At 61.6% G+C, this 22859-nt stretch carries 23 protein-coding genes and 1 tRNA gene; 9 read left to right on the top strand and 15 right to left on the bottom strand.

All coding sequences use genetic code 11. The features are described from left to right. Nucleotide 1: 1 nt before the first annotated feature. Both scpB and EE36_RS15470 read left to right on the top strand, forming a co-directional pair. Entirely contained in the window at nucleotides 2–655 is a 654-nt protein-coding gene (gene scpB, locus EE36_RS15475) for an SMC-Scp complex subunit ScpB (protein ID WP_005853798.1), read from the top strand. Between the two features lie 83 nt (nucleotides 656–738). Then, nucleotides 739–981: a hypothetical protein gene (locus tag EE36_RS15470; protein WP_005853797.1), complete on the top strand. Its 243-nt coding sequence runs from the start codon at nucleotides 739–741 to the stop codon at nucleotides 979–981. Between the two features lie 25 nt (nucleotides 982–1006). Here EE36_RS15470 and EE36_RS15465 read toward each other — a convergent pair whose 3' ends face one another. From EE36_RS15465 to EE36_RS15430, 8 genes are all read right to left on the bottom strand, one after another. Beyond that, nucleotides 1007–2086: a 2'-deoxycytidine 5'-triphosphate deaminase gene (locus tag EE36_RS15465; RefSeq protein ID WP_005853796.1), complete on the bottom strand. Its 1080-nt coding sequence runs from the start codon at nucleotides 2084–2086 to the stop codon at nucleotides 1007–1009. 64 nt (nucleotides 2087–2150) lie between these two features. Beyond that, a tRNA-Pro gene (locus EE36_RS15460) sits at nucleotides 2151–2227 on the bottom strand. Nucleotides 2228–2296: 69 nt separating this feature from the next. Continuing rightward, nucleotides 2297–3322: a MerR family transcriptional regulator gene (locus EE36_RS15455; RefSeq protein WP_005853795.1), complete on the bottom strand. Its 1026-nt coding sequence runs from the start codon at nucleotides 3320–3322 to the stop codon at nucleotides 2297–2299. A gap of 4 nt (nucleotides 3323–3326) precedes the next feature. After that, the gene (ihfA, locus tag EE36_RS15450; RefSeq protein ID WP_005853794.1) at nucleotides 3327–3629 is read right to left on the bottom strand and encodes an integration host factor subunit alpha; all 303 of its coding nucleotides are present in this window, start codon (nucleotides 3627–3629) and stop codon (nucleotides 3327–3329) included. Nucleotides 3630–3726: 97 nt separating this feature from the next. Continuing rightward, complete coding sequence (locus tag EE36_RS15445) at nucleotides 3727–4698, bottom strand: beta-ketoacyl-ACP synthase III (RefSeq protein ID WP_005853793.1); 972 nt, start codon at nucleotides 4696–4698, stop codon at nucleotides 3727–3729. Then, nucleotides 4695–5771 carry a phosphate acyltransferase PlsX gene (plsX, locus tag EE36_RS15440; protein WP_037953718.1) on the bottom strand — a complete coding sequence of 359 codons (1077 nt, stop codon included), beginning with the start codon at nucleotides 5769–5771 and terminating at the stop codon, nucleotides 4695–4697. Before plsX ends, EE36_RS15445 begins: the two co-directional genes overlap by 4 nt. 42 nt (nucleotides 5772–5813) lie before the next feature. After that, entirely contained in the window at nucleotides 5814–6020 is a 207-nt protein-coding gene (gene rpmF, locus EE36_RS15435) for a 50S ribosomal protein L32 (protein WP_005853791.1), read from the bottom strand. Nucleotides 6021–6215: 195 nt separating this feature from the next. Next, nucleotides 6216–6770, bottom strand: coding sequence for a DUF177 domain-containing protein (locus EE36_RS15430; protein WP_039912052.1), 555 nt, complete (start codon nucleotides 6768–6770; stop codon nucleotides 6216–6218). 91 nt (nucleotides 6771–6861) lie between these two features. On the opposite strand from EE36_RS15430, the gene EE36_RS15425 reads away from it, so the two are divergent. The 3 genes from EE36_RS15425 (at nucleotide 6862) to EE36_RS15415 (ending at nucleotide 9981) form a co-directional block, all read left to right on the top strand. After that, nucleotides 6862–7326, top strand: a complete 465-nt coding sequence (locus EE36_RS15425) for an outer membrane protein assembly factor BamE (protein ID WP_005853789.1) — start codon at nucleotides 6862–6864, stop codon at nucleotides 7324–7326. A 9-nt stretch (nucleotides 7327–7335) separates the two neighbouring features. Next, complete coding sequence (locus EE36_RS15420; protein ID WP_156785549.1) at nucleotides 7336–8085, top strand: GNAT family N-acetyltransferase; 750 nt, start codon at nucleotides 7336–7338, stop codon at nucleotides 8083–8085. Between the two features lie 84 nt (nucleotides 8086–8169). Beyond that, nucleotides 8170–9981, top strand: a complete 1812-nt coding sequence (locus EE36_RS15415) for an ABC-F family ATP-binding cassette domain-containing protein (protein WP_005853787.1) — start codon at nucleotides 8170–8172, stop codon at nucleotides 9979–9981. Between the two features lie 41 nt (nucleotides 9982–10022). Here the strand turns inward: EE36_RS15415 and tyrS are convergent, their stop codons facing one another. After that, a complete protein-coding gene (gene tyrS, locus EE36_RS15410; RefSeq protein ID WP_005853786.1) occupies nucleotides 10023–11273 on the bottom strand; it encodes a tyrosine--tRNA ligase in 1251 nt (416 codons plus the stop codon). A 65-nt stretch (nucleotides 11274–11338) separates the two neighbouring features. Between tyrS and EE36_RS15405 the strand changes: the two genes are divergently transcribed. Beyond that, complete coding sequence (locus EE36_RS15405; protein ID WP_005853785.1) at nucleotides 11339–12484, top strand: anhydro-N-acetylmuramic acid kinase; 1146 nt, start codon at nucleotides 11339–11341, stop codon at nucleotides 12482–12484. 333 nt (nucleotides 12485–12817) lie between these two features. Beyond that, nucleotides 12818–13498, top strand: coding sequence for a hypothetical protein (locus EE36_RS15400; RefSeq protein WP_005853783.1), 681 nt, complete (start codon nucleotides 12818–12820; stop codon nucleotides 13496–13498). A gap of 91 nt (nucleotides 13499–13589) precedes the next feature. On the opposite strand, the gene eno is transcribed toward EE36_RS15400, so the two are convergent. Both eno and EE36_RS15390 read right to left on the bottom strand, forming a co-directional pair. After that, complete coding sequence (eno, locus tag EE36_RS15395) at nucleotides 13590–14867, bottom strand: phosphopyruvate hydratase (RefSeq protein ID WP_005853781.1); 1278 nt, start codon at nucleotides 14865–14867, stop codon at nucleotides 13590–13592. Between the two features lie 69 nt (nucleotides 14868–14936). After that, nucleotides 14937–15806, bottom strand: coding sequence for a DMT family transporter (locus EE36_RS15390; protein ID WP_005853779.1), 870 nt, complete (start codon nucleotides 15804–15806; stop codon nucleotides 14937–14939). A gap of 134 nt (nucleotides 15807–15940) precedes the next feature. On the opposite strand from EE36_RS15390, the gene EE36_RS15385 reads away from it, so the two are divergent. Both EE36_RS15385 and EE36_RS15380 read left to right on the top strand, forming a co-directional pair. Continuing rightward, a complete protein-coding gene (locus EE36_RS15385) occupies nucleotides 15941–16984 on the top strand; it encodes an AbrB family transcriptional regulator (RefSeq protein WP_005853778.1) in 1044 nt (347 codons plus the stop codon). A 317-nt stretch (nucleotides 16985–17301) separates the two neighbouring features. Next, nucleotides 17302–18603, top strand: coding sequence for a DEAD/DEAH box helicase (locus EE36_RS15380; RefSeq protein ID WP_005853776.1), 1302 nt, complete (start codon nucleotides 17302–17304; stop codon nucleotides 18601–18603). Nucleotides 18604–18764: 161 nt separating this feature from the next. Here the strand turns inward: EE36_RS15380 and EE36_RS15375 are convergent, their stop codons facing one another. The 4 genes from EE36_RS15375 to EE36_RS15360 all read right to left on the bottom strand — a co-directional run bounded on the left by EE36_RS15375 (nucleotide 18765) and on the right by EE36_RS15360 (nucleotide 22841). Beyond that, entirely contained in the window at nucleotides 18765–20000 is a 1236-nt protein-coding gene (locus tag EE36_RS15375) for a multidrug effflux MFS transporter (RefSeq protein WP_005853775.1), read from the bottom strand. A 90-nt stretch (nucleotides 20001–20090) separates the two neighbouring features. Then, nucleotides 20091–20573: an adenylyltransferase/cytidyltransferase family protein gene (locus tag EE36_RS15370; protein ID WP_005853774.1), complete on the bottom strand. Its 483-nt coding sequence runs from the start codon at nucleotides 20571–20573 to the stop codon at nucleotides 20091–20093. Between the two features lie 115 nt (nucleotides 20574–20688). After that, nucleotides 20689–21330, bottom strand: coding sequence for a DsbA family protein (locus EE36_RS15365; RefSeq protein WP_005853773.1), 642 nt, complete (start codon nucleotides 21328–21330; stop codon nucleotides 20689–20691). Beyond that, a complete protein-coding gene (locus EE36_RS15360; RefSeq protein ID WP_005853772.1) occupies nucleotides 21327–22841 on the bottom strand; it encodes a class I adenylate-forming enzyme family protein in 1515 nt (504 codons plus the stop codon). The genes EE36_RS15365 and EE36_RS15360 overlap by 4 nt, the downstream gene beginning before the upstream one ends. Between the last annotated feature and the right edge of the window lie 18 nt (nucleotides 22842–22859).

Below are 22859 nucleotides of genomic sequence, written 5' to 3'. Positions count from 1 at the left end.
CGTGGCCGAACCCGTTGAACAAACAGAAGAAAGCCTGTTCGAGGCCCCGCCGTTGGCCGAACAGGAGCGCATGATCGAAGCGATCCTTTTCGCCACCGCAGAGCCGATGACCCTGCGCGAGATCGCGGCGCGTCTGCCGCATGGCTGTGACCCTGCCGAAGCGATGGTGCATCTACGCAAACGCTACACCGGCCGCGGTGTGGAGCTGTGCCGCATCGGGGATGCCTACGCCATGCGCACGGCGGCGGATCTGGGGTATCTCATGCAACACGAAACGGTCGAGACCCGCAAACTGTCGCGCGCCGCGATCGAGACCTTGGCGATCATCGCCTACCACCAGCCCGCCACCCGCGCCGAGATCGAAGAGATCCGCGGCGTATCCGTATCGCGCGGCACACTGGATCAGCTGCTTGAGCTGGACTGGATTCGCTTTGGCCGTCGCAAAATGACCCCCGGTCGTCCGGTGACCTTTGTCGTGACACAGGAATTTCTGGCCCACTTCGGTCTGGAAAGCCCCCGCGACCTGCCGGGGTTGAAAGAGCTCCGCTCTGCCGGATTGCTGGAAAGCCGCCCCGCCTTTGGCGAGATGCCCGGTGTCGACAGCGAGGAAGAGCCAGAAGCGACCGAGGGCCAGAGCGAGCTGTTCGAGGATTAATCCCGCAGGTGGCCTGAAAATCGCCGCAATAGGTGCTATATTGGCCTCAGACACAGTTTAACGCGCGGTAAAGAGGTCAGGACATGAACCAGATAATTAATATGATTATGCGTCGCGTGATGGGGCGTTTGATCAACAAAGGCGTTGATATCGGCTTTGATCAGGCGTCAAAGCTGGGCAAGGGGCGTCGGGCGTCAGTGGACCGTGACGGCAATCCTGTCCAACCAAGCGCCGAGGAAATGGCCCGTCGTGACAAAAGCAGCCGCGAGCAGGGCAAACAGGCGCGCAATATGGTCAAGAACATGCGCAAGCTGACGCGTTTCTAACCCGCGTGATCAGGCGCTGCGAAGCTTAGCGCGGCGCGCTGAAATGCTTGCTGAGCTTGAGGCCCTGACCCTGATAGTTCGACGCGATGCCCGACCCGTAAAGCTGGGTCGGTACGTCGGTCATTTTCTCATAGACCAACCGTCCGACGACCTGACCATGCTCCAGCACGAAAGGGGCCTCGTGGCAGCGCACTTCAAGTACGCCCCGTGATCCCGCACCCCCTGCGGAGGCATGGCCGAAACCGGGGTCAAAGAAGCCCGCGTAATGCACGCGGAATTCGCCCACCATTGCCAGATAAGGGGCCATTTCTGCGGCGTATTCGGGCGGGATGGTCACGGCTTCACGGCTCACCAGAATGTAGAACGCACCGGGGTCGAGGATGATCTGACCGTTGTCGCTGTGGACCTCTTCCCAGTATTGCGCGGGGTCATAATGGCCGATCTTGTCCAGATCGATCACACCCGTATGCGGTTTGGCGCGGTAGCCGACCAGCGTGGTGTCAGGCAGGCGCAGATCGACCGAGAATCCCAGACCATCATCGATCACGGCCTCGCCATCCACCAGCGGGCTGTCGGCGTGCAATGCGCGCAGCGCGGCATCGTCAAGCGTGGCGGCACCGGTGGAAAAACGGATCTGGTTCAGCCGCATGCCCGGACGTACGAGCACCGAAAAAGACCGCGGACAAATCTCTGCGTAAAGCGGGCCGGTATAGCCCGACGCGATGCGATCAAACTCGGTCCCGCCGTCGGTGATGGTGCGCGTGAGCAGGTCCAGCCGCCCGGTGGAGCTTTTGGCATTGGCCGCCGCAGAGGTGCCTTGGGCCAGGGCGAGGCTTTCCATCAGCGGGACAACGTAGACGCAGCCCTTTTCCAGCACCGCCCCATTCGTCAGGTCGACGCGGTGCATCTCGAACTCTTCCAGACGGTCGGCGACCTTGGCCCCATGCCCCGCAAGAAATGAGGCACGTACGCGGTAAGCCACTGTTCCTAGACGAAGATCAAGGCTCGCAGGCTGGATCTGGGCGCTGTCGACAGGTGGTGTGCCGATGATCTGACCCGAAGCGATCATGTCGGTGATATGCTGGTTGGGAACTACGCCGATCATATCCGGGCCTTTCAAATGCAAACACCCGCACCCATTAGGGTACGGGCGTTTGTTTTATGTCGGTTGGTCGGGCTAGCAGGACTCGAACCTGCGACCTTCCGTCCCCCAGACGGACGCGCTACCAGGCTGCGCCATAGCCCGACATGAGGCGTTTCATACCTGATAAAACCGTGCGTGCAAGGGGGAATTGTCGCAAATCGCACGCGCGGCTTAGACTTTTGTGCCGCGGACCACATCGGCCCGAATGGAATCGCGCAGTTCACCCAAACGGTTAAGCAAAGGCGCGATATCGCGGGCCGAATCCTCGGGCAGATCGCGGCACAGCAATGCAGCAGAAAGCACAGAGGGTTTGGCGGGGAAGTCTTCTTCTGCCGTCAGAGGCGGCAGATCGATCACACGCGGCTTGGGACCTGCCACAACAGGGGCTTCCGGTGCCTCGTTGATCTCTGGCGCTTCGACGTCCCGCGTTTCCGCCTCCAGCGTTTCGGCGGTGCTGTCTTCCGGCGCTGCCTCTGGCGCGCTGTCGATGGGCAGTGCGTGCGCGTCCTGATCCGGGGCGCGTGTTTGCGTAGCGTCAGGGGCGTCGTCCGGCGTGTTATCGCTTGGCGGCACCGGTGCATCGGTCATCGGGTGGCGCAGGAAGCCGGGCAGGGTGGCACCGTCCTCCGCAGAGGTATCGGCGGGGGCAGTGGTTTTCTCCTCCGGCTCCGCCTCTGTCGCGTCGAGGGTCGGTTCGTCGGCAGGCAGGGGTGGGGTATCCTCTGCCGACACCTCGGGCGCGGAAGCGGCTTCTGCGTGTGTTTCGGGCGCTTCGACAGGGGCTGGCTTAGCCGCTTTGCTCCCGCGTTGCTCGAACGGGAGGACAACACCCTCGTGGGTCTGTTCTGCGTCCTCGTGCATCGGCGCGGGGGTCATGTCGATCGTGTCGCCACCGGCATCCAGATCATCCTGCGTGACCCCGTCAAGAGGCGCAGACAGGGCCGCGACATGGCCCATGCCTTCTTCGCGCAATACCTTCTGGACGCCTTTGATCGTCAGCCCGTCTTCATGCAGCAAGCGTTTGATGCCGCCAAGCAGCAGCATATCGTTGGGGCGATAATATCGCCGCCCGCCTGCGCGTTTGATCGGTTTGACTTGCGTGAACTTGCTTTCCCAGAAACGCAGGACATGCGCCTGAATTTCAAGCCATTCTGCAACTTCTGAGATGGTTCTGAATGCGTCCGGAGACTTGGGCATTAGGTTATCGCTTGTTCCCGTCTGCAACCCGGTCCTTCATCAGATGGGACGGGCGGAATGTGAGCACGCGGCGCGGGTTAATCGGGACCTCTTCGCCGGTTTTGGGGTTCCGGCCAACGCGGGCCGACTTGTCGCGCACCGAGAAAGTGCCGAAAGATGAAATCTTGACCTGTTCGCCTTTGACCAGCGCATCGGACATATGTTCAAGCACCGCTTCGACCAGCTGTGCGCTTTCATTGCGGGAAAGACCTACTTCACGAAAGACTGCTTCGCTCAAATCCATCCGGGTCAACGTTTTGTCGGCCATATCTTCCCCCCATGTGTTTTAAGCAGCATAGGCTGTGATTTTTCCGCAAGTCAACAACTATGGGGCGTAACGTGCTGTTCGCGCGAAGAAAAGCCGCTTACCAGCGCAGAACGATCGCGCCCCAGGCCAGCCCGCCGCCGATCGCCTCGGTGACCAGAAGGTCGCCTTTCTTGATCTGGCCACGCTCTTGCCCGACGGAAAGTGCCAGCGGAATCGATGCGGCAGAGGTGTTGCCGTGGTCTTGAACCGTCACGACGACGTTATCCATCGACAGGTTCAGCTTTTTGGCAGTGCCTTGAATAATACGGATATTCGCCTGATGCGGGACGATCCAGTCGACGTCCTCGGCGCTGACGCCGGCACGGTCCATCGCTGTGTTTGCCGACGCGGCGAGTTTTTCAACCGCGTGACGGAAGACCTGATTCCCCTGCATGCGCAGATAGCCGGTCGTGCCCGTGCTGATGCCACCGTCGACATAGAGCAAGTCTTTGTAGCGCCCGTCCGAATTCAGATCGGTGGAGAGGATACCGTGGTCGGCTGCGGTGCCGTCGCCGTCTTGCGCTTCAAGCAGGATCGCGCCGGCACCGTCACCGAACAACACGCTGGTGCTGCGGTCGGTCCAGTCCATGATTTTCGAGAAGGTCTCGGAGCCGATGACCAGCACGCGGTCAGCCTGACCCGAGACGATCAGCGCGTTGGCATTGGCCAGCGCATAGACAAAGCCCGCGCATACGGCCTGTACATCAAAGGCAAAGCCGCGCTCCATCTCAAGCTGCGCCTGCACCATCGTTGCGGCAGAGGGGAAAGTCAGATCGGGGGTAGAGGTGGCGACAATCACCGCATCCACATCGGCGGCTGTCTTGCCCGCGTCGGCCAGTGCGGCCTTGGCGGCGGCGGTGGCCATGGTCGACGTGGTTTCGCCTTCGCCGACAAAGTGACGCCGTTCAATGCCAGAGCGTGACCGGATCCATTCGTCACTGGTGTCGATCTTGCCTTCAAACTCCGCGTTTTCGACAACGCGTTCCGGAAGGTAGTGTCCGGCACCAATTACGACGGCTCTTTTTGTCATTCTTCGGTCTCTTTCGTCGGCTTTGCTGCAGCAACACGCGCAGCCAACCGATTTGTAAATTCACTTTCCGCTAATCGCGCGGCCAGTTTGATCGCCGAGGAAACCCCCGTCGCGTCAGCGGCACCGTGTGATTTAACGACCGTGCCGTTCAACCCCAAAAACACACCGCCGTTCACACGGCGCGGGTCAAACCGTTTGCTGACGCGGCGCAGCGAGGTATAGGCCAGCAGCGATGCCGCGCGGGACCAGATCGAATTCTTGAACGCTTGGCGCAGGCCATTGCCGATCAGCGTCGCGGTGCCTTCACCGGTCTTGATCGCAATATTACCTGTAAATCCATCGGTGACGATCACATCTGCGACATCACCCGAGATATCGCCGCCTTCAACAAAACCGACAAATTCAAAACCCGCGTCATCCGCGGCGTCGCGAATCAACTCGTGGGCTTCTTTCAGCTCGGTCCGGCCTTTGTGTTCTTCGGTGCCGACATTCAGCAACCCGATCCGCGGGCGTTCGATGTCCATGCCGTTGCGGGCGTAGGATTTGCCCATCAGCGCATAGCGCAGCAGGTCATCGGCATCCGCACGCACATCCGCACCCACATCCAGCAGAACGTTGAAGCCCTGAGGGTTGGTGGAGGGATAGAGCACGGCGATGGCAGGGCGGTTCACACCCGGCAGCTTTTTCAGGCGGATCATCGACAGCGCCATCAGCGCGCCGGTGTTCCCGCAGCTGACCGCGACCGAGGCTTCGTTGTCGCGCACGGATTCGATGGCGGACCACATCGATGTGCCCTTGCCATTGCGCACGACATTACTGGGCTTGTCATCCATTGTGACAACCCCTTGGGCATCCCGAATGGTGCAGCGCCCTTTCAGTTCGGGCCGCTTTGCTACCAGCGGTTCCAGCGTTTCGGCAGGGCCGTGCAGGATAAAGCTGATATCGGGATTTTTTAGCGCGGACGCAGAGCACCCGGCAACAACGATTGCCGGGCCCTGATCGCCCCCCATCGCATCAACTGAGATAAGGGTGCGCTGAGTTCTCGCGCTAGGCTGATCGGACGTGGCCGTCATCTGGTGCGATGCCTCTTATGAACTGCGGTTGACGGGACGAGCTTACGCCGCGTCTTCGTCGAGGTCGATCTCTTCGTTCAGAGAAACAACTTCGTTGTCGTCATAGTGACCGCATGCTGCGCAAACGTGGTGCGGGCGCTTCAGCTCACCACAGTTGGAGCATTCGTTCGGGTTCGCTGCAGTCAGCGAATCGTGTGCGCGGCGGTTGTTGCGACGCGATTTGGAAACTTTATTCTGTTGGACAGCCATGTCTGGTGCCTTTGCCTTCGGGGTCGTTCATCGGCTTCCTGCCAAAGACGACCGTGTTTCAGATCAACTCCCGGTTTGGGCGTGACGTGCGTTTAGGCCGAAGCCTATCCGATGTCCAACCTTAATTGGGGTGAAGGGCGCAAAATACTGCGAAAACCCGCCGAAGCAACCCTTTTTTCACCCAAACCGGCAGGGTTATTCGGTGGTATCGTCCTTAAGCTGGTTCTTGAGGCCGGCCAGCCCCGCAAAGGGACGGGCGTCTTCGTCGGTCATCGGGGTGTCGCCGGGTTTGGTATAGACCGCTTGCCCCAGTTCGGCCCCGTCGGCGCGGGGGTATTCGGGAATCTCAAGCGCCAGCGCTTCGATCATGATGGCCGCGGGATCAATCCACGCGCCAAGCGGTTCGGTGCGATCATCCTCGGGCATCTCGATCTCGGCTTCCTCGGGTTCTTCGTAATCCTGCACGAAAAGCCGTGTGACATCGACGTCGATCCGAGTCTGGACCGGCTCCAGCGTCACCACGCAGGGCTGTACCACAGTGGCCCCCAGACGCGCCTTGAGTTCCCAATCACTGCGACCAAGCGCTTTGAGGTGCCCTTCGAATGAAAGTTTACGTAAGGCTGAAAGATCAAGTTCTTCTGCGATCATCCGCAAGCTGTCGGCGTCGGGACGCAGGGAGAAAGGGGTTTGCGCATTCTGCGACAGCTCTGCGACGCGCAATGCTGTAGGGCTTGGGGGCGTGCGAGACATGTTAGGGGTACTTTCGTTTCTTGAACCATGGGGCGTGCTTAGTGTATGCGAGATAAAAGCCATGATCCCCAAGGGCAAGAGGGCACCAAGAATGCGTATCGACCGCCATGTCAAAAAGACACTGCTGACCGCCACAGTTCTCGCTGCTGGTCTGACGCTTGGGGCCTGCTCCCCGCAATACTCCAACCACGGCTATATCCCGCCGCAAGAGGATCTTGAGAAGATCACCGTGGGCCAGGACACACGCGACACCGTGGCCGAAACCGTGGGCGTGCCCGCGTCGGCAGGGTTGCTGACCAATTCGGGGTATTACTATGTCCGGTCGCGCCGTCAGGCGATGTGGTTCATGGCCCCGCGCGAGACAGAGCGCGAAGTTGTCGCTGTCAGCTTTGACAGCAACGGGGTGGTGCAGAACGTCGAACGTTTCGGGCTGGAGCGTGGCAATGTCGTCACCCTTGACCGCCGCGTCACCAGTTCGCCGATCTCGGATAAATCCTTTATTCGCCAGCTTCTGGGCAACATTGGCCGCTTCAACCCTGCGGCGCTGGCTGGCTAGGGCAGGCGCGTGACGGTGCCGGAGGGTGCTGTGATCAAGCCGCTTTTACGCGGTCCGTACCGCGCCTATTGTGCCACCACGCCTGAGGATATCGACGCCGCGCAAGCATTGCGCGCGCGGGCCTTTGGGCTGGTTCAGCCGCGCGATATCGATGGGTTTGATGCGCAAAAACATCATATCCTCGTGCGGCATCAAGGCAGCGGTGACCTGCTGTGCTGCTACCGGATCGGGCTGATGGAGGGCGCGTCGCTGGATCAAAGCTATGCCGCGCAATTCTACGATCTGACCAAGCTTGCATATTTCCCCGGCGCTATGATGGAACTGGGGCGGTTCTGTCTGGCCCCGGGGGTCACAGACCCGGATGTCGTGCGCATGGCCTGGGCCGCGCTGGCACAGTTTGTGGACGCCCATACGGTCGCGTTGCTCTTTGGGTGCACCTCCTTCAAGGGTACCGATCCGGGACCCTATAGCGATGTCATGGCGCTTTTGCACCGCCGCCACCTTGCGCCACTGCAATGGCAGCCGCAGGTCAAGGCCCCCGATACGGTGGGCTTTGTGGAACGGAGGTTGGACAAACCGGCCGAGAAAGCCGCGCTACAAATGCTGCCGCCGCTGCTGCGAAGCTATCTGATGATGGGGGGCTGGGTGAGCGATCATGCGGTGATCGACCATCAGATGAACACGCTGCATGTGTTTACCGGCCTTGAAATCGCGGCGATCCCCGAGGGGCGTAAGCGCCTGCTGCGCGGTGCCGCCTAAGAGTTTCATGCCTTCGGCGAGGATTTTAGCCCATTTGGAAGAGGGGTCATTGACGCTGACGCGGCGCGGCGCTAGCTGGCTGTCATGGCACGCGCACCCCTTTTACAAGTTAACGAGATCTCGCTGACATTCGGCGGAGATCCCGTATTCGAAGACATGTCCCTTGTGGTTCAATCCGGCGACCGACTGGCGCTGGTGGGCCGGAACGGGTCAGGTAAATCCACTTTAATGAAGGTTATGGCCGGATTGGTCGAGGCCGACAGCGGCGACGTGATCGTCGGGCCCGGCGTTTCGGTAGGCTATATGGAGCAAGACCCGGATCTGACCGGATTCGAGACTTTGGGCGACTTCGCGGCCCATGGACTGGACCCGTCCGAGATGTACAAGGTCGAACGGGCCGGAGAGGGGTTGAAGTTCGACCCCGCGCGCCCTGTCAGCACCGCATCCGGGGGGGAACGTCGCCGTGCGGCATTGGCGCGTTTGATGGCGTCCGAGCCCGAGCTGATGTTGCTGGACGAGCCGACGAACCACCTGGATATTGAAGCGATCCGCTGGCTTGAAGACGAGCTGAAAGCGACGCGGGCCGCTTTTGTGATTATCTCTCACGATAGGGCGTTCCTGCGCGAATTGACCCGTGCGACGCTGTGGGTAGACCGTGGTGTTGTGCGTCGGCAGGACATCGGCTTTGGCGGGTTTGAAGCCTGGCGCGACCAGATGTGGGAAGAAGAGGACATGCAGCGCCACAAGCTGAACCGCAAGATCAAGGCGGAAGCACGGTGGGCTGTCGAAGGTATTTCGGCGCGGCGCAAGCGTAACCAGGGCCGTGTGCGCGCCCTGCAAGACCTGCGAGCCGAACGCGCCAGCCAGATCAAACGTCAGGGCACCGCCGCCATGGCGCTGGAAGCGGGGCCGAAGTCGGGCCGCAAGGTGGTCGAGGCTATGGGCATCACCAAGGCCTTTGGCGACAAGACGATTCTACGTCCCTTTGACATCACCATCCAGCGGGGTGATCGGATCGCATTGGTCGGGCCGAATGGTGTGGGCAAGACGACGTTGCTGAATATGCTGATCGGGAAAGAACAGCCCGACGGGGGCGAGATCAAACAGGGTACCAATCTTGAGATCGCGCTGTTCGACCAGGCGCGCGCGCAGCTTGATGGCGATATGTCGCTGTGGGACAGTCTGACCGGCGATCCGGAAATGCGTGTATCGGGCAAGGCGGACCAGATTCTGGTGCGTGGGCAGCCGAAACACGTGGTCGGCTACCTGAAAGAATTCCTCTTCGACGAGGGGCAGGCCCGTGCGCCCGTGCGGTCCTTGTCGGGGGGCGAAAAGGCGCGGTTGCTGCTGGCCAAGATCATGGCGCGGTCCAGCAACCTCTTGGTGCTTGATGAACCGACCAACGATCTGGATGTCGAAACCCTTGATCTGATGCAGGAGCTGCTGTCGACCTATGACGGCACTGTGCTGCTGGTCAGCCACGACCGTGACTTCCTTGACCGTGTTGCCGCGACCACCATTGCGATGGAGGGTGACGGCAAGGCGACCGTCTATGCGGGCGGCTGGACGGATTATCTGGCGCAGCGCCAGCAGGATGATTTTGACCAAAGCGTCGTCGCCAAATCAAAGCCCGGGGCGAAATCCGAAAAGCCCAAAGCGACGCAGCAATCGGGCCTGAGCTTTACCGAAAAGCACCGGCTAGAGGCGCTGCCCGCCGAGATTGCGCGACTGGAAGCTGAAATCGCGAAACTGGAAGAGTTGATGAGTGATCCGACGCTCTATTCCGACAATCCGGTGAAATTCCAGAAAGCGACCGATGCCTTGGTCGAGCGGAATGAAAAGCTGCAGGACGCAGAGGCCGAGTGGCTGATGCTGGAAGAAAAAGCCGAAAACTGAAGGGGGCAGGGCGACCCGCCCCCCTCGCGTATTGCGGGGGCTTAGCCCAGTTGTACAAGCGCGTGGCGTTTCTTGCCCGCGCTAAGCTTGATCGGTGTGGCCAGCGTGTCGGCATCGACCATCAGCCCTGCGTCTGTCAGCGGTTCGTCATTATAGCGGGCACCGTTTTCGGTGATCAGACGCTTTGCCTCTTTGCCCGAACCGGCCAGACCGGATTTCACGATCAACTGCACGATAGAAATGCCGTCGCCGATATCCTCAGCGCTGAGCGTCAGGGTGGGTAGGTCATCGCCGACGCCGCCTTTTTCAAACACTTCGCGTGCCGTGGCTTCGGCATTCTTTGCGGCTTCGGCACCGTGCAGCAGGGTCGTGACCTCGTTCGCGAGGATGATCTTGGCCGCGTTGATGTCGGAGCCTTTCAGCGCGCCCAGACGGTCGCATTCCTCGACCGGTAGTTCGGTGAAGATCTTGAGGAACTTGCCCGTGTCCGCATCGGTGGTGTTGCGCCAGAACTGCCAGAACTCGTAAGGCGACAGCATGTCCCCGTTCAGCCAGATCGCGCCGCCCTGGGATTTGCCCATTTTGCGGCCGTCGCTGGTGGTCAGCAAAGGCGTGGTGAGCCCGAAAATCTCTTGATCCAGCACGCGGCGGGTCAGGTCGATCCCGTTGACGATATTCCCCCATTGATCCGAGCCGCCCATCTGCAGTAGGCAGCCATAGCGGCGGTTGAGTTCAAGGAAGTCATAGGCCTGCAAGATCATGTAGTTGAATTCGAGGAAGGACAGCGACTGTTCCCGATCAAGACGGGATTTGACGCTTTCGAACGACAGCATCCGGTTCACGCTGAAATGCCGCCCGATGTCGCGCAGGAATGCGAGGTAGTTCAGATTGTCCAGCCATTCGGCGTTGTTCAGCATGATCGCGTCGCTGGCACCGTCACCGTAGGACAGGTATTTCTCGAAAACCTGCTGCATGCCGGCGATATTGGCGTCGATGGCGGCATTGTCGAGCAGGGGGCGTTCATCCGACCGGAAGGACGGGTCGCCCACTTTGGTTGTGCCGCCGCCCATCAGGGTGATCGGTTTGCCGCCGCATTTCTGCAACCAGCGCAGCACCATGATATTCATCAGATGCCCCACATGAAGGGATTTCGCTGTCGCGTCATAGCCGATATAGGCAGGAACAGCCCCGTTCATCAGCGCGTCATCAAGGCCCTGATAGTCCGTACAATCGGCGAGAAAGCCGCGCTCCATCATGATGCGGATGAAATCGGATTTGGGGTGGTATGTCATGGTGCTTGCCCTCAGCTTGGGTGGTGGTGCACTCTATAGGTGCTGAGCAGACAAAGGAAAAGGCCATGAATAAGGCCCAAGGGGCAAGAACCCCGACACGGATCGCGAAAACAGGCCCGTTGCGGGCCGCAGGCGCGATGAGCGGCACCTCGCTCGACGGGGTAGACGTTGCGGTGATCGAGACGGACGGCCGCGATATCATGGGTTTCGGCACATCGAGCTACCGCAGCTATTCCGCCGAGGAGCGCCGCACTATCGCGGCCGGTTTCGGCAAATGGTCAGGGCCAGAGGTGGCGGCGGCGACGCAGGTGGTCGAGGCGGCGCATATCGATGCCCTTGGCGCGTATACCGATGTGGATCTGATCGGCTTTCACGGGCAGACGCTGGCCCATGCGCCGCGCATGCAGGGGACGTTGCAAGTGGGCGATGGTGCAGCGCTGGCGGATCATCTGGGGCTGCCCGTCGTGTGGGATTTCCGAAGCGCCGATGTGCATCTGGGCGGAGAGGGCGCACCGCTCGCGCCGTTCTTTCACCACGCCTGTGCCCGCTATGCGGGGCTGACGGGGCCGGTGGCCTTTTTGAATCTTGGCGGGGTGGGGAACCTGACCTGGGTGGATTCGGCGATCCCGTTGCCCGAGGCGGAGGGGGCGCTGCTGGCTTTCGACACGGGGCCCGCCAATGCGCCCATCAACGATCTGATGCAGGCGCGTCTGGGGCTGCCCTTTGACGAGGGCGGCAAGACCGCGTCGCGCGGGCGGGTAGAGACCGGCGCGCTTGAGCTGTTTCTGGCCGAGCCCTATTTCGCACGGATGCCCCCCAAGTCGCTGGACCGGAACGATTTTGACGAGATGGTCGCGCTGGTGACCGAACTGTCGGACGCAGATGCCGCCGCGACGCTGACGGCCATGTGTGCCGCTGGCGTGGCCGAAGCAATGCAGCATTGTCCGCGTTTGCCCGATCGTGTGCTGGTCACCGGGGGCGGGCGGCACAATCCTGTGTTGATGAAGATGCTCAGCGTCAGTCTGGATTGTCCGGTCATGCCGATAGAAGAGATCGGGCTCGACGGTGATATGCTGGAGGCGCAGGCCTTCGGATATCTTGCCGTGCGGGTGGCGCGCGGGCTGCCGACCTCTTGCCCCGGCACCACGGGGGTGCGGGCTGCGGTCGGGGGCGGCACCGTCAGCATGCCGACAGAGGCGATCAGCGTTTAGAATAGGGCCCTTTGATGGGTTTTGCGCCAGCGTATCGTCACCCCTGTGACCTGCGCTTTTCTCTGGACAGGACGTGTTGCGGCGTGAGTCGCCCGTTGGCTTTTCGCGCTATAGTCGTGCGTATTCTTCGTTTTTCCCGAATAGGTTAGTTGCGCGGCGCGGGTTTCTGGCGCGGCAAAGGGCTGTTGCCCGCTTGCACAGTGGTATTCCGTAAACAGTCTGTTTCCTTGCTTGATATCTGGGTGGTTCTACCTTGAATTGTACTACCTCAGAACGGTGGCGCAGAAAGTGGGGGCTTTGCTTGCGCCGTTCCTTTTCAAAAGGAGAATGACCATGACGAGTATGTTTCTTAAAAACGCCGCAACTTCGGTTGCAACTGTATTCATCGCCACGTCGGCCTTTGCGCTGGATGTTGGCGTCGGTGCCAGCGTTGGCGGTATTGGCGCGGGCGTAGGGGCCAGCGTCGGCCACGGGTCCGCCGCGGATGTCGGTGTTGGTGTGGGCGCAGGCAGCGTCGGCGCGGGGGCGGGTGCCTCTGTCGGTGGCGGTTCGGTTGCTGATGCGGGCGCTGGCGCCTCTGTCGGCGGCGTGGGCGCTGGTGTCGGGGCCTCGGTTGGCGGGGGTTCCGTCGCGGGCGTTGGCGTGGGTGTCGGCAGCACTGGCGGGTCCAACAGCGGTGGCGGCACGACGACCGACAGCAGCGGGACGACCAGCAGCGCGACCGCCGCGGTATCGCGCAGTGTTAGCGGCGATGTGTCCCGCGCCGCGGCCTCTGTCCCGATCACGGCGGCATTGGGCGCTACGGTCATGACCACCGACCGCGAAGTCGTCGGTATGATCGAAGACGTGCGCCCGTCGACGCAAGGCAAATTCGTGGCCACCATCCGAATGAACGTAGCCTTTGGCGCACAGCCGCGGACAATCCAGATCAAGATGCCGATGCTGAAAAGTGACACGGATATGATCCGTGTGGGCTTTACCAAGTCGGGCTTGTTGCGTCAGATCCAAAGCTGACACTGGACGCGACACCGCAAGCACAAAAAAAGCGCGCCTTGATCGGGCGCGCTTTCGTATCTTCGGGCGGGGCAAGATGCCCCCCCCTTGATCAACCTTTCAGGATCGAACGGCCGGCGTATTCCGCTGTCACACCAAGCGATTCCTCGATGCGGATCAGCTGGTTGTATTTCGCCAACCGGTCGGACCGCGCGAGCGAGCCGGTCTTGATCTGACCGCAGTTCGTCGCAACAGCAAGATCCGCAATCGTCGCGTCTTCAGTCTCGCCCGAGCGGTGGGACATCACGTTGGTAAAGCCCGCACGATGCGCCATGTCGACCGCTTGCAGCGTCTCGGACAGGGTGCCGATCTGGTTGACCTTCACCAGCATGGAGTTGGCAGACCCCCGTTTGATGCCTTCGGCCAGACGTTCGGGGTTGGTCACGAATAGATCGTCGCCCACCAGCTGGATCTTGTCACCCAGACGGTCGGTCAGCAGTTTCCAGCCATCCCAATCGTCTTCGGACATGCCGTCTTCGATAGAGATGATGGGGTAATCGGCGCAGAGGGCCGCCAGATAATCCACATTCTCGGCGCTGGTCAGGGTTTTCCCTTCTCCAGAAAGGACATAGCTGCCGTCCTTGAAGTATTCCGTCGCCGCACAATCCAGCGCGAGGTAGATTTCCTCGCCCGGCTTATAGCCTGCTTTTTCGATGGATTTCAGAATGAAATCAAGTGCATCGCGGGTGGAGCTGATGTTGGGTGCGAAGCCGCCTTCGTCGCCGATACCGGTGGACAGACCTGCGGCCGAAAGCTCTTTCTTCAGCGTGTGGAACACCTCGGAGCCCATGCGCACCGCGTCGCGGATATTCTCTGCCGCGACGGGCATGATCATGAATTCCTGAATGTCGATCGGGTTATCCGCGTGCTCGCCCCCGTTGATGATGTTCATCATCGGCACGGGTAGCATGCGCGCAGAGGTGCCGCCCACATAGCGGTAGAGCGGCTGCGAGCAATAATCAGCCGCGGCCTTCGCCGTCGCGAGGGAGACGCCCAGAATGGCGTTGGCCCCCAGACGCGACTTGTTGTCGGTACCGTCCAGCTCGATCATCGTGCCGTCAATCTCGACCTGCTCTGTCGCGTCGATGCCGACCAGCGCATCCGCGATCTCGCCATTGACCGAGGCGCAGGCTTCCAGAACGCCCTTGCCCATATAGCGATTTTTGTCGCCGTCGCGACGCTCTACCGCCTCATAGGCACCGGTGGATGCGCCAGAGGGAACGGCCGCACGGCCCATGGTGCCGTCTTCAAGCGTCACATCGACTTCGACCGTGGGGTTGCCCCGGCTGTCAATGATTTCGCGGGCGTGGATGTCGATGATCGTGCTCATAAGGGGCTATCCTTTTGCAGATGACAATTGCGCAGCGGTTTAGCGCGCCGGGGGGAGGATGGAAAGTGTTCAGGCCTGTTCTTTGACCTTTCGCTCACGCCATACCGTATAGATGCCCGAGGCAACAATGATGGTTGCGCCAACATAGGTCAGCAGATCGGGGCGTTCGCCAAAGATCGTGATGCCCACAACCATCGCGAACAGCAAGCGCGCATAGCGGAACGGTGTGACAAAGCTGATTTCGCCGATACGCATGGCCGCGACGATGCCGTAATAGGCGACCATGCCGGTTGTCAGCGCGGCCCCCATGAACAGCCATTGCACCCCCGACATCGGCGCAAAGGCCGTGCCCGTGCCCAGCATGAAAAGCAGGCTTGCAGGGACCAGCGCCAGAAACGCAAGGAACGACAGCTGGAACGTAGAGGTCGATTGCGGTACCCGCCGCGTTGCCAGATCGCGCAAGGACAGCCCCAGCACCCCAAGCACCGCCAGCAGGGACAGCGCCTGAAAGCTGTCCATCCCCGGGCGGATCACCAGCAAGACGCCCAGCATACCAACCAAAATAGCGCTCCACCGGCGCCAGCCGACGGGATCGCCCAGAAACAGCGCCGCGCCTAGGGTCACCACCAGCGGTGTCGCCTGCAAGATGGCCGAGGCAGAAGAAATCGGCGTCAGCACAATGGCCGATACAAACCCTAATGTGCCGACAATCTCGCCCAAGGCGCGCAGCAGGATCGGGCGGGTCAGCATCGCGCGATCCATCAAGGGCTCGCCCTTCATCACCACCATCGCACCATAGCAAAGCGCGCCACCGGTCCCGAGCATAAAGATAATCTGCCCGATCGGGATATCCGTCCCGATCAGCTTGATGAACATGTCCTCAATGGCAAAGCCCAACATCGACAGCACCATGATCAAAGCGCCGCGCAGATTGTCCATATCCTATTCCTTCATACAATCGTTCTAAAATTCCGTCAGAGGATGCATGTCCCTTTGTCGTGGGATGTGCAAGCCTCGCGGCGCATTCCGTGACGGGGCTGGTGGCGGAAGGGACCAACTGCTAGCACAAGCGTATGAAATGGCCGCGCCCCCCGTCTGATACGCATACGACCGTTTTCACCGTCTGTATCGGCGCGGTGGGGGCCGGTATCGGCTGGCTGCTGAACGCGCCGATCTACATGCTGTTGGGGCCTGCGGTGCTGGTGTCGCTGGCAGGTCTGGCGGGCGCGCGCATGGGGGTGTCGCTGCCACTGCGCAACATCTGCTTTGTCGTCATTGGCCTGTCGGTGGGGGCAGGGTTTGACCAGAACGCGGTCGATGCGATGCTGCGCTGGCCGCTGGCTTTTGTAGGGATGGCCGTGCTGGTCTGGGCGATGCTGGTGCTCAGCCGCTGGCTGCTGGCGCGGTTCTTTGGCTTTGACCGTCGTGCAGCACTGCTGGCTTCGGCGCCCGGACACCTCAGCTTTGTGCTGGCGATGGCGGCCGATGGCGGGGATAATGTGGTGCGGATCTCGACCACGCAGTCGGTGCGGCTGTTGTCGCTCACGCTGGTGGTGCCCTTTGTCGCGCTGGCGATGGGTGTTGATCTGGGCGGGTCCATCGTGCCCGACGGCCCCGTTATGGGCTGCGTGACATTGCTGGTGATGGCGGTGCTCTCCGTCGCGGCAGGGGTGCTGCTGGGGCGCATCCGGGTGCCTGCGCCGATGTTGATCGGGCCGATGCTGGTGTCATCGCTTGCGCATGTGACAGGGCTCGCCCCCGGTGTGCTGCCCCTGTGGCTGGTGATGCCCGCCTATGTGGTGCTCGGTGCCTTGATCGGCACGCGGTTCTCCGGCGTGCGGCTTGACGATCTGACCAAGGGGCTTGCCGCGGGGCTGGCTGTGACCTGCCTTGCCGTGGGGTTGGCCCTGCTGGGGGCGATCCCGGTCGCTATGGCGCTTGGTATGCCGCTGGCGCATATCCTCGTGGCCTTTGCGCCCGGTGGGTTCGAGACCATGATCGCCATGGGCAGCGTGCTGGGGATCAGCCCGGGTTTCGTCGCCGCATGCCACATGATGCGCCTGTTCATCCTCAGCGCTGTGCTGCCCCTGATGTTGGCGCGGAGCACCCCGCGCTAGGCTATCTTTCACAGCACCGTTGACTTTGCCGCCCAAACAGCCCATCTGGGGCGCAAGCGATGCCTTCTGCCGCGTGAGCAGACCAGCCCTTGACCTGTCGACCTAAAATCGTCGCGTCTTACGATAGCTGAACAAAAGGCCGCCGATGTTCCCAAAATCACGCGTGGGGCCAAGCGCAACAGACAGGGTGTTGGCACTAGGCTGCCCCCTGCGATCTGCTTTGCGTCCCTCGCGGTTTCCCTGCATCGACAGGGCCCGCGTGATTGCTATGGCGGGAAGGGGCTTTGCCCCGCATCCCGCGGAAAGACGACAAAACGATGAGCGATTTTGAAATGATGGGCCTGCCGCGCCGTCTGGTCAAAGCCTTGACCAATATGGGCATGACCGATCCGACCCCGATCCAGAAACAGGCGATCCCCCACGGGATGAATGGCCGCGACGTGATGGGGCTGGCACAGACCGGCACCGGCAAGACGGCCGCCTTCGGTATCCCGCTGGTGGCCCAGATGCTGGAACGCGAAGCCCGCCCCGAGCCGCGCACCGTGCGCGGGCTGGTGCTGGCCCCGACCCGCGAGCTGGCCAACCAGATCATGGAGAACCTCAAGGGGTTCTGCGAAGGGACCCAGCTGAAAACCATGATGATTGTCGGCGGCCAGTCGATCAACCCGCAGATCAAACGGATGGAGCGCGGCGTCGACCTGCTGGTGGCCACTCCCGGGCGCTTGCTGGACCTGATGGACCGCCGCGCGGTGTTGCTGCACAAGACCACTTTCCTTGTGCTTGATGAAGCGGACCAGATGCTCGACATGGGCTTCATCCACGATCTGCGCAAGATTGCGGCGGTGCTGCCGAAAGAGCGTCAGACGATGCTCTTCTCGGCAACCATGCCGAAACTGATGAACGAGATCGCCAACAGCTACCTCAACAGCCCGATCCGCATCGAAGTCTCGCCTCCGGGCAAGGCGGCGGACAAGATCACCCAAGAGGTGCATTTCATCGCCAAGGCGGAAAAGAAATCCCTGCTGATCGAACTGCTTGGCAAACACACCGAGGAACGCGCCCTGGTGTTCGGGCGGACCAAACACGGCTGTGAAAAGCTGATGAAAGATCTGGTCAAAGCCGGTTTCAAAGCGGCATCGATCCATGGCAACAAAAGCCAGGGTCAGCGGGACCGCGCCATTGAATCCTTCAAGAAAGGCGAGGTCACCGTGCTGGTGGCAACGGATGTCGCCGCCCGCGGTCTGGATATTCCCGACGTGAAGCACGTCTACAACTACGAGCTGCCCAATGTGCCCGACAATTATGTCCACCGTATCGGCCGGACCGCACGCGCGGGCAAAGACGGGGCGGCGATCGCTTTCTGCGCACCGGATGAGATGGGCGAACTGAAAGATATCCAGAAGACGATGAAAATCTCGATCCCCGTGGCCTCCGGCCGTCCGTGGGAAGCGATTGATGAGCCTGCCAAGCCAAAGGGTCGCGGGGGACGCGGTCGTGGTCGCGGTGGTCGCCCCGGTGGCGGTGGCGGTAACGGTGGCGGTGGTAATGGCGGCGGTGCGGGCAAACCCGCCGGTGCCGCGCGGCGTCGTCGCAAGCCAGCCGGGCAGCGCGCCGCATAAGCGCGCAGGTATCAACGCACTATCACAAGGGGCACCGCCATCAGCGGTGCCCCTTTTTGTTACCTCTCTCTAAAGCGCCATGGTCCGCGCTTCCAAATGGCTCTAAATCCTCGCCCGAAGGGCGAAACCGGCACCGCCAGCAACCACGTGGTCGCTCAGCCCTATTCCGCGGGGTCTGCAGCCGCCTGTCGGTTGACCCGCGCCAGAAGCAGCATCAGCGCAAAGGCGAGTGTCGCCAGCGTCAGTACCGCGCCGATCAGCGGCGTGATCGTGCCGTTGAACATCAACCCGATGGGCGAGGCGAGCATGGCTGCCATCACCGTCGACACCGCCCCGATGACCGACGCCGCCATGCCGGCGATGTGGCCCAAAGGCTCCATCGCCAGCGCGTTGAGGTTGCCCATCACCAGCCCCACCTGAAAGAACAGCGACGCCTGCCACATCAGGAAAAAGACAAAGCCATAGGGCTCGGGCAGATCGCCCAGACCAAGACCCAGCATCAGGCCCGACAGTACGATCTGCAGGCCAAGCGCAAGGATCACGATCCGCTGCATCCCCAGCCGGACGACCAGCAGCGCGTTCAGCAAGCTCGACGTCCCCGAGATCAGCGCCGCGACGCCAAACCAGAAGGGGAAGCTCTCGGCGCGATCATAGACTTGGTCGTAAATGGGTTGCACCAGCATCAGCGTCGAGAACAAAAAACCCATCACCAGCGTCTGCACCGTGATCGACAGACACACCATCGGGTTGCTGAAAATCTCTTTCACGGCGTTCCACAGCAGGCCGATCTGCAAAGGTCGACGCTTGGGCTTGGGCAGGGTTTCGGGCAGGCGGAGCATGGCCCAGACCACACAGGTTGCCGAGAAAACGATGAATGACAAGAATACGCCACGCCAATCGGACAGGGCGATGATCACAGCCCCCATCGCAGGGGCAAAGGCGGGCACGACGACAAAGATCATCATCACGAAAGACATGATCTTGGCCATCTGCCGGCCCGAATAAAGGTCGCGGATCACCGCAAGCGCCACAACCCGAGGGCCCGCAGCCCCCACGCCCTGCACGACCCGCGCGATCAGCATCACCTCAAGCGATTGGCTCAGCCACGCCACCACAGCCCCCGAGATATAGATCGCAGACCCGAGGTAGATGATATTCTTGCGCCCGAAAGCATCCGACAGCGGCCCTGTGACAAAAGTGCCCATCCCCATGCCCAGGATAAAGGCGGTCACAATCAGCGGGACTTTGGTCATATCCAAAGGCGACAGCTCTGCGCCGATCTCGGGCAGGGCAGGCAGCATTGCATCGGTCGAGAACGCAATGATTGCAAACATCATCGCAATCAGCGCCACAAACTCGGGGCGGCTCATGTTGATGTCGGGGCGGTCGTCGGTCATCCATCGGCTCCATCGTGACGGTGGGCCGCAGGGCGCAGCCTATGGTGTTCATAAGGCTGCCTTACAGATAGTGCAATCGGCGTCGCGCCGTCAGCTGGCTCGGGCGCGCTGGCGCGGCCCTGTCTCGCGGGTGGTCACCGGCAAACGCAATACCTGCACGATCTCGTCCAGTCCCGACACCGGCAGGGGAAGATGCGCTGGCAGGGCCAATACCGAGACGTTGTAATTCACGATATCGCTGCGCACCTGATCCCATGTCTCAAGCGGAATGACCCGCGAGACATAGCGGCACCGCTCCAGCACTGCACGGCGGGCGGCAAAGCCGAGATGCGCCGGACGCCCCGCTCGTTGACAGAACTGTTCGCTCTGGCAGCCGACGACCAGATCGCTGCCCATACGGGCCAGCTGCCGTAGCCAGTCGGCGTGACCGGTGTGGAATCCGTCGAACCCGCCATAGGTCAGGATCGTCCGCGTCATTGGCGTGGAGGGTGTGAAGCTGGACGGGCGCGCCGCCGGTGTCACCACCGTCGCCCGCCCGCGTCCCATAAAGGGAAAGGGGATATCGTATTTCATGCTGCCCGCTCGATCTGGATAGGGGTCTTTGCCCCTTTATCCGATTGATTCTAGGCGGGTTTCAGCACAAAGGCAAAGCCTTTCTGCCCCATATTGCCAGTACCGGCGCGTGACCTCAGCCCGCGTTGCGCAGCTCGGCCAGAACTTTTTTCCAAAGCTCAGGCGGCTGCGCGCCCGGCACCGCGTGACGCCCGCCCACGATAAAGGTCGGGACGGAGTTAATGCCCATCTCGCGGCTGTGCGCGTCGCGTTTGCGGATGTCTTCCATATCCTCATCCGTCGCCAATAGACGCGTCACAACAGATGCATCCATCTCGATCCCGTCGGCGATATCGGCGAGCACCTCGGCATCGCCAATATCGCGCGCATCAACAAAATAGGCTTTGAACAACGCCGATACCGCAGCGGTTTGGCGCCCTTCGATCCCGGCCCAGTGGATCAACCGATGGGCGTTCAGCGTGTTGGGGGTGCGCTGCATCGCTTCGAAGTTGATCTTGAGACCGGCTTTCTCGGCATGTTCCACCACAGGGGCATAGGCCCGCACCGCACCTTCCTTGCCACCGAATTTGCCTTCCAGATAGGCACGGCGGTCCATCCCTTCGGCAGGCATGTCGGGGTTAAGCTGGAACGGGTGCCATTCGATCGCGAAAGGGTGGTCCGGCTCGCTTTCCAAGGCGCGGTCCAGATGGGCCTTGCCGATATAGCACCAAGGGCAAATCGGGTCGGACATGATATCAAGCTTGATCGTCTGGGTCATCGTTGTGCCTCATAGGCTGCACGCAAGGACCGGCGCAGCAGTTTGCCATTCGCGCCCATCGGCAGCTCTGGCAGGTGGATGAAAAGGCGCGGCTGCTTGTAGCGCGCCATGTTGTCTTGTGCATAAAGTGCCAGCGCGGCCTCGTCCAGCGGGCTATCGGCGGTATAGAAGGCCGCGATCACGGTCACGTCGGGTTTAACCTCGACCTCCGCCGCGCCGACAGCATGGATGCCGGGGAATTTGGCGAGGGTTTGTTCCACTTCGATCGGCGAGACGCGGAACCCGCCCGCGTTCATCATATCGTCATTGCGCCCCAGATAGGTGATCTGCCCATCGGTGCCCATGACGCCCTGATCGCCGGTCACGAACCAGTCACCCTGATATTTCTGGGCCGTTTGATCCGGCGCGCCAAGATAGCCAAGCATCAGCCCCGGGTCGCTCTTGTGGATCGCGATGGTGCCCTCTTGGCCGATCTCTACCGGGCCTTCCGTCCCGATCAACGCGATGCGCCGCCCGTCCTGGGGCCGGCCCAATGTGCCGGCCCGCGCCGGACGGTCGGGAGAGGCGGAGAGGAAGGTCGAACACTCCGACATACCGTAGGCCTCGAAGATCGGCGTGCCGCTGGCAGCCTGCCATGCGCGGGCAACCGCCGAGGGCAGCTTTTCCCCCGCGCTCAACCCGTGGCGCAGGCTTGGCGCATTGATCCGGTCGTGGTGTTTCAGGATCTGACGGTACACCCCCGGTGCGGCTGCAAAAAGGCTCGCGTCATGCCGCGCCATCAAGGCAGGGAGATCCGCAGGCACCACGCCCGCAGCCGGGATCAGGGCGGTGGCACCGGCGGTCCAGGGGTCCATCAGGCCGGTCCCCAGCGTATAGGTCCAATTGAACGCGCCTGCATGCATGACCCGATCCTCGGGCTTCAGATCATACCATCCGCGCACCATCATCTGCCGTGCCCAGATGGCGCGATGTGCGTGCATCACCGCGCTTGGCCGGCCCGACGTGCCAGATGTATAGATGATATAGCCCAGCCGGTCGGGGTCTCCCATATGCCAGGGGGCCGCGGGCAAATCGCGCATGGACCTGAGCTGGGCCAGATCAACGGTGGTGTCATTCGGCGGACAGGGCACAGCGGGATCGCGCAAGATCGCCTTGGGCGCGAGGGTGGCGATGATCGCGGCGACCTCCGGTTCTGTCAGTGCGGCGGCGGTGGGGACAGGCACCAAGCCTGCGGCCAGCGCGCCCAGATAGGCCAGCGGGAAATCCACAGTATTGCCAAGGCGCATCAGCACGATGTCCCCCGGGCGCAGCCCCATGCCCAGCAACCCCGTCGCGGTGCCGCGCACGGCGGCCTCAAGCTGGTCGAAACGCCACGCCTCAACGCGATCGGGCCCGACAATGGCAAGCGCCGTCTTGTCGCCCAAATCGGCGGCGCGGCCCAGAACATGGGCGGCAAGATTGAACGGGGCGGGGCAAGGCGCAAAGCCGGAGGACGCAGAGACGGACAGCATGCCCAATCGCTACCCCGC

This window comes from Sulfitobacter sp. EE-36 (genome assembly GCF_000152605.1).
In the GTDB taxonomy this organism is placed as follows: Bacteria; Pseudomonadota; Alphaproteobacteria; order Rhodobacterales; family Rhodobacteraceae; genus Sulfitobacter; species Sulfitobacter pontiacus.
Note: the sequence above shows the minus strand (reverse complement) of the source record. Positions and strands in the feature narration are given on the sequence as shown.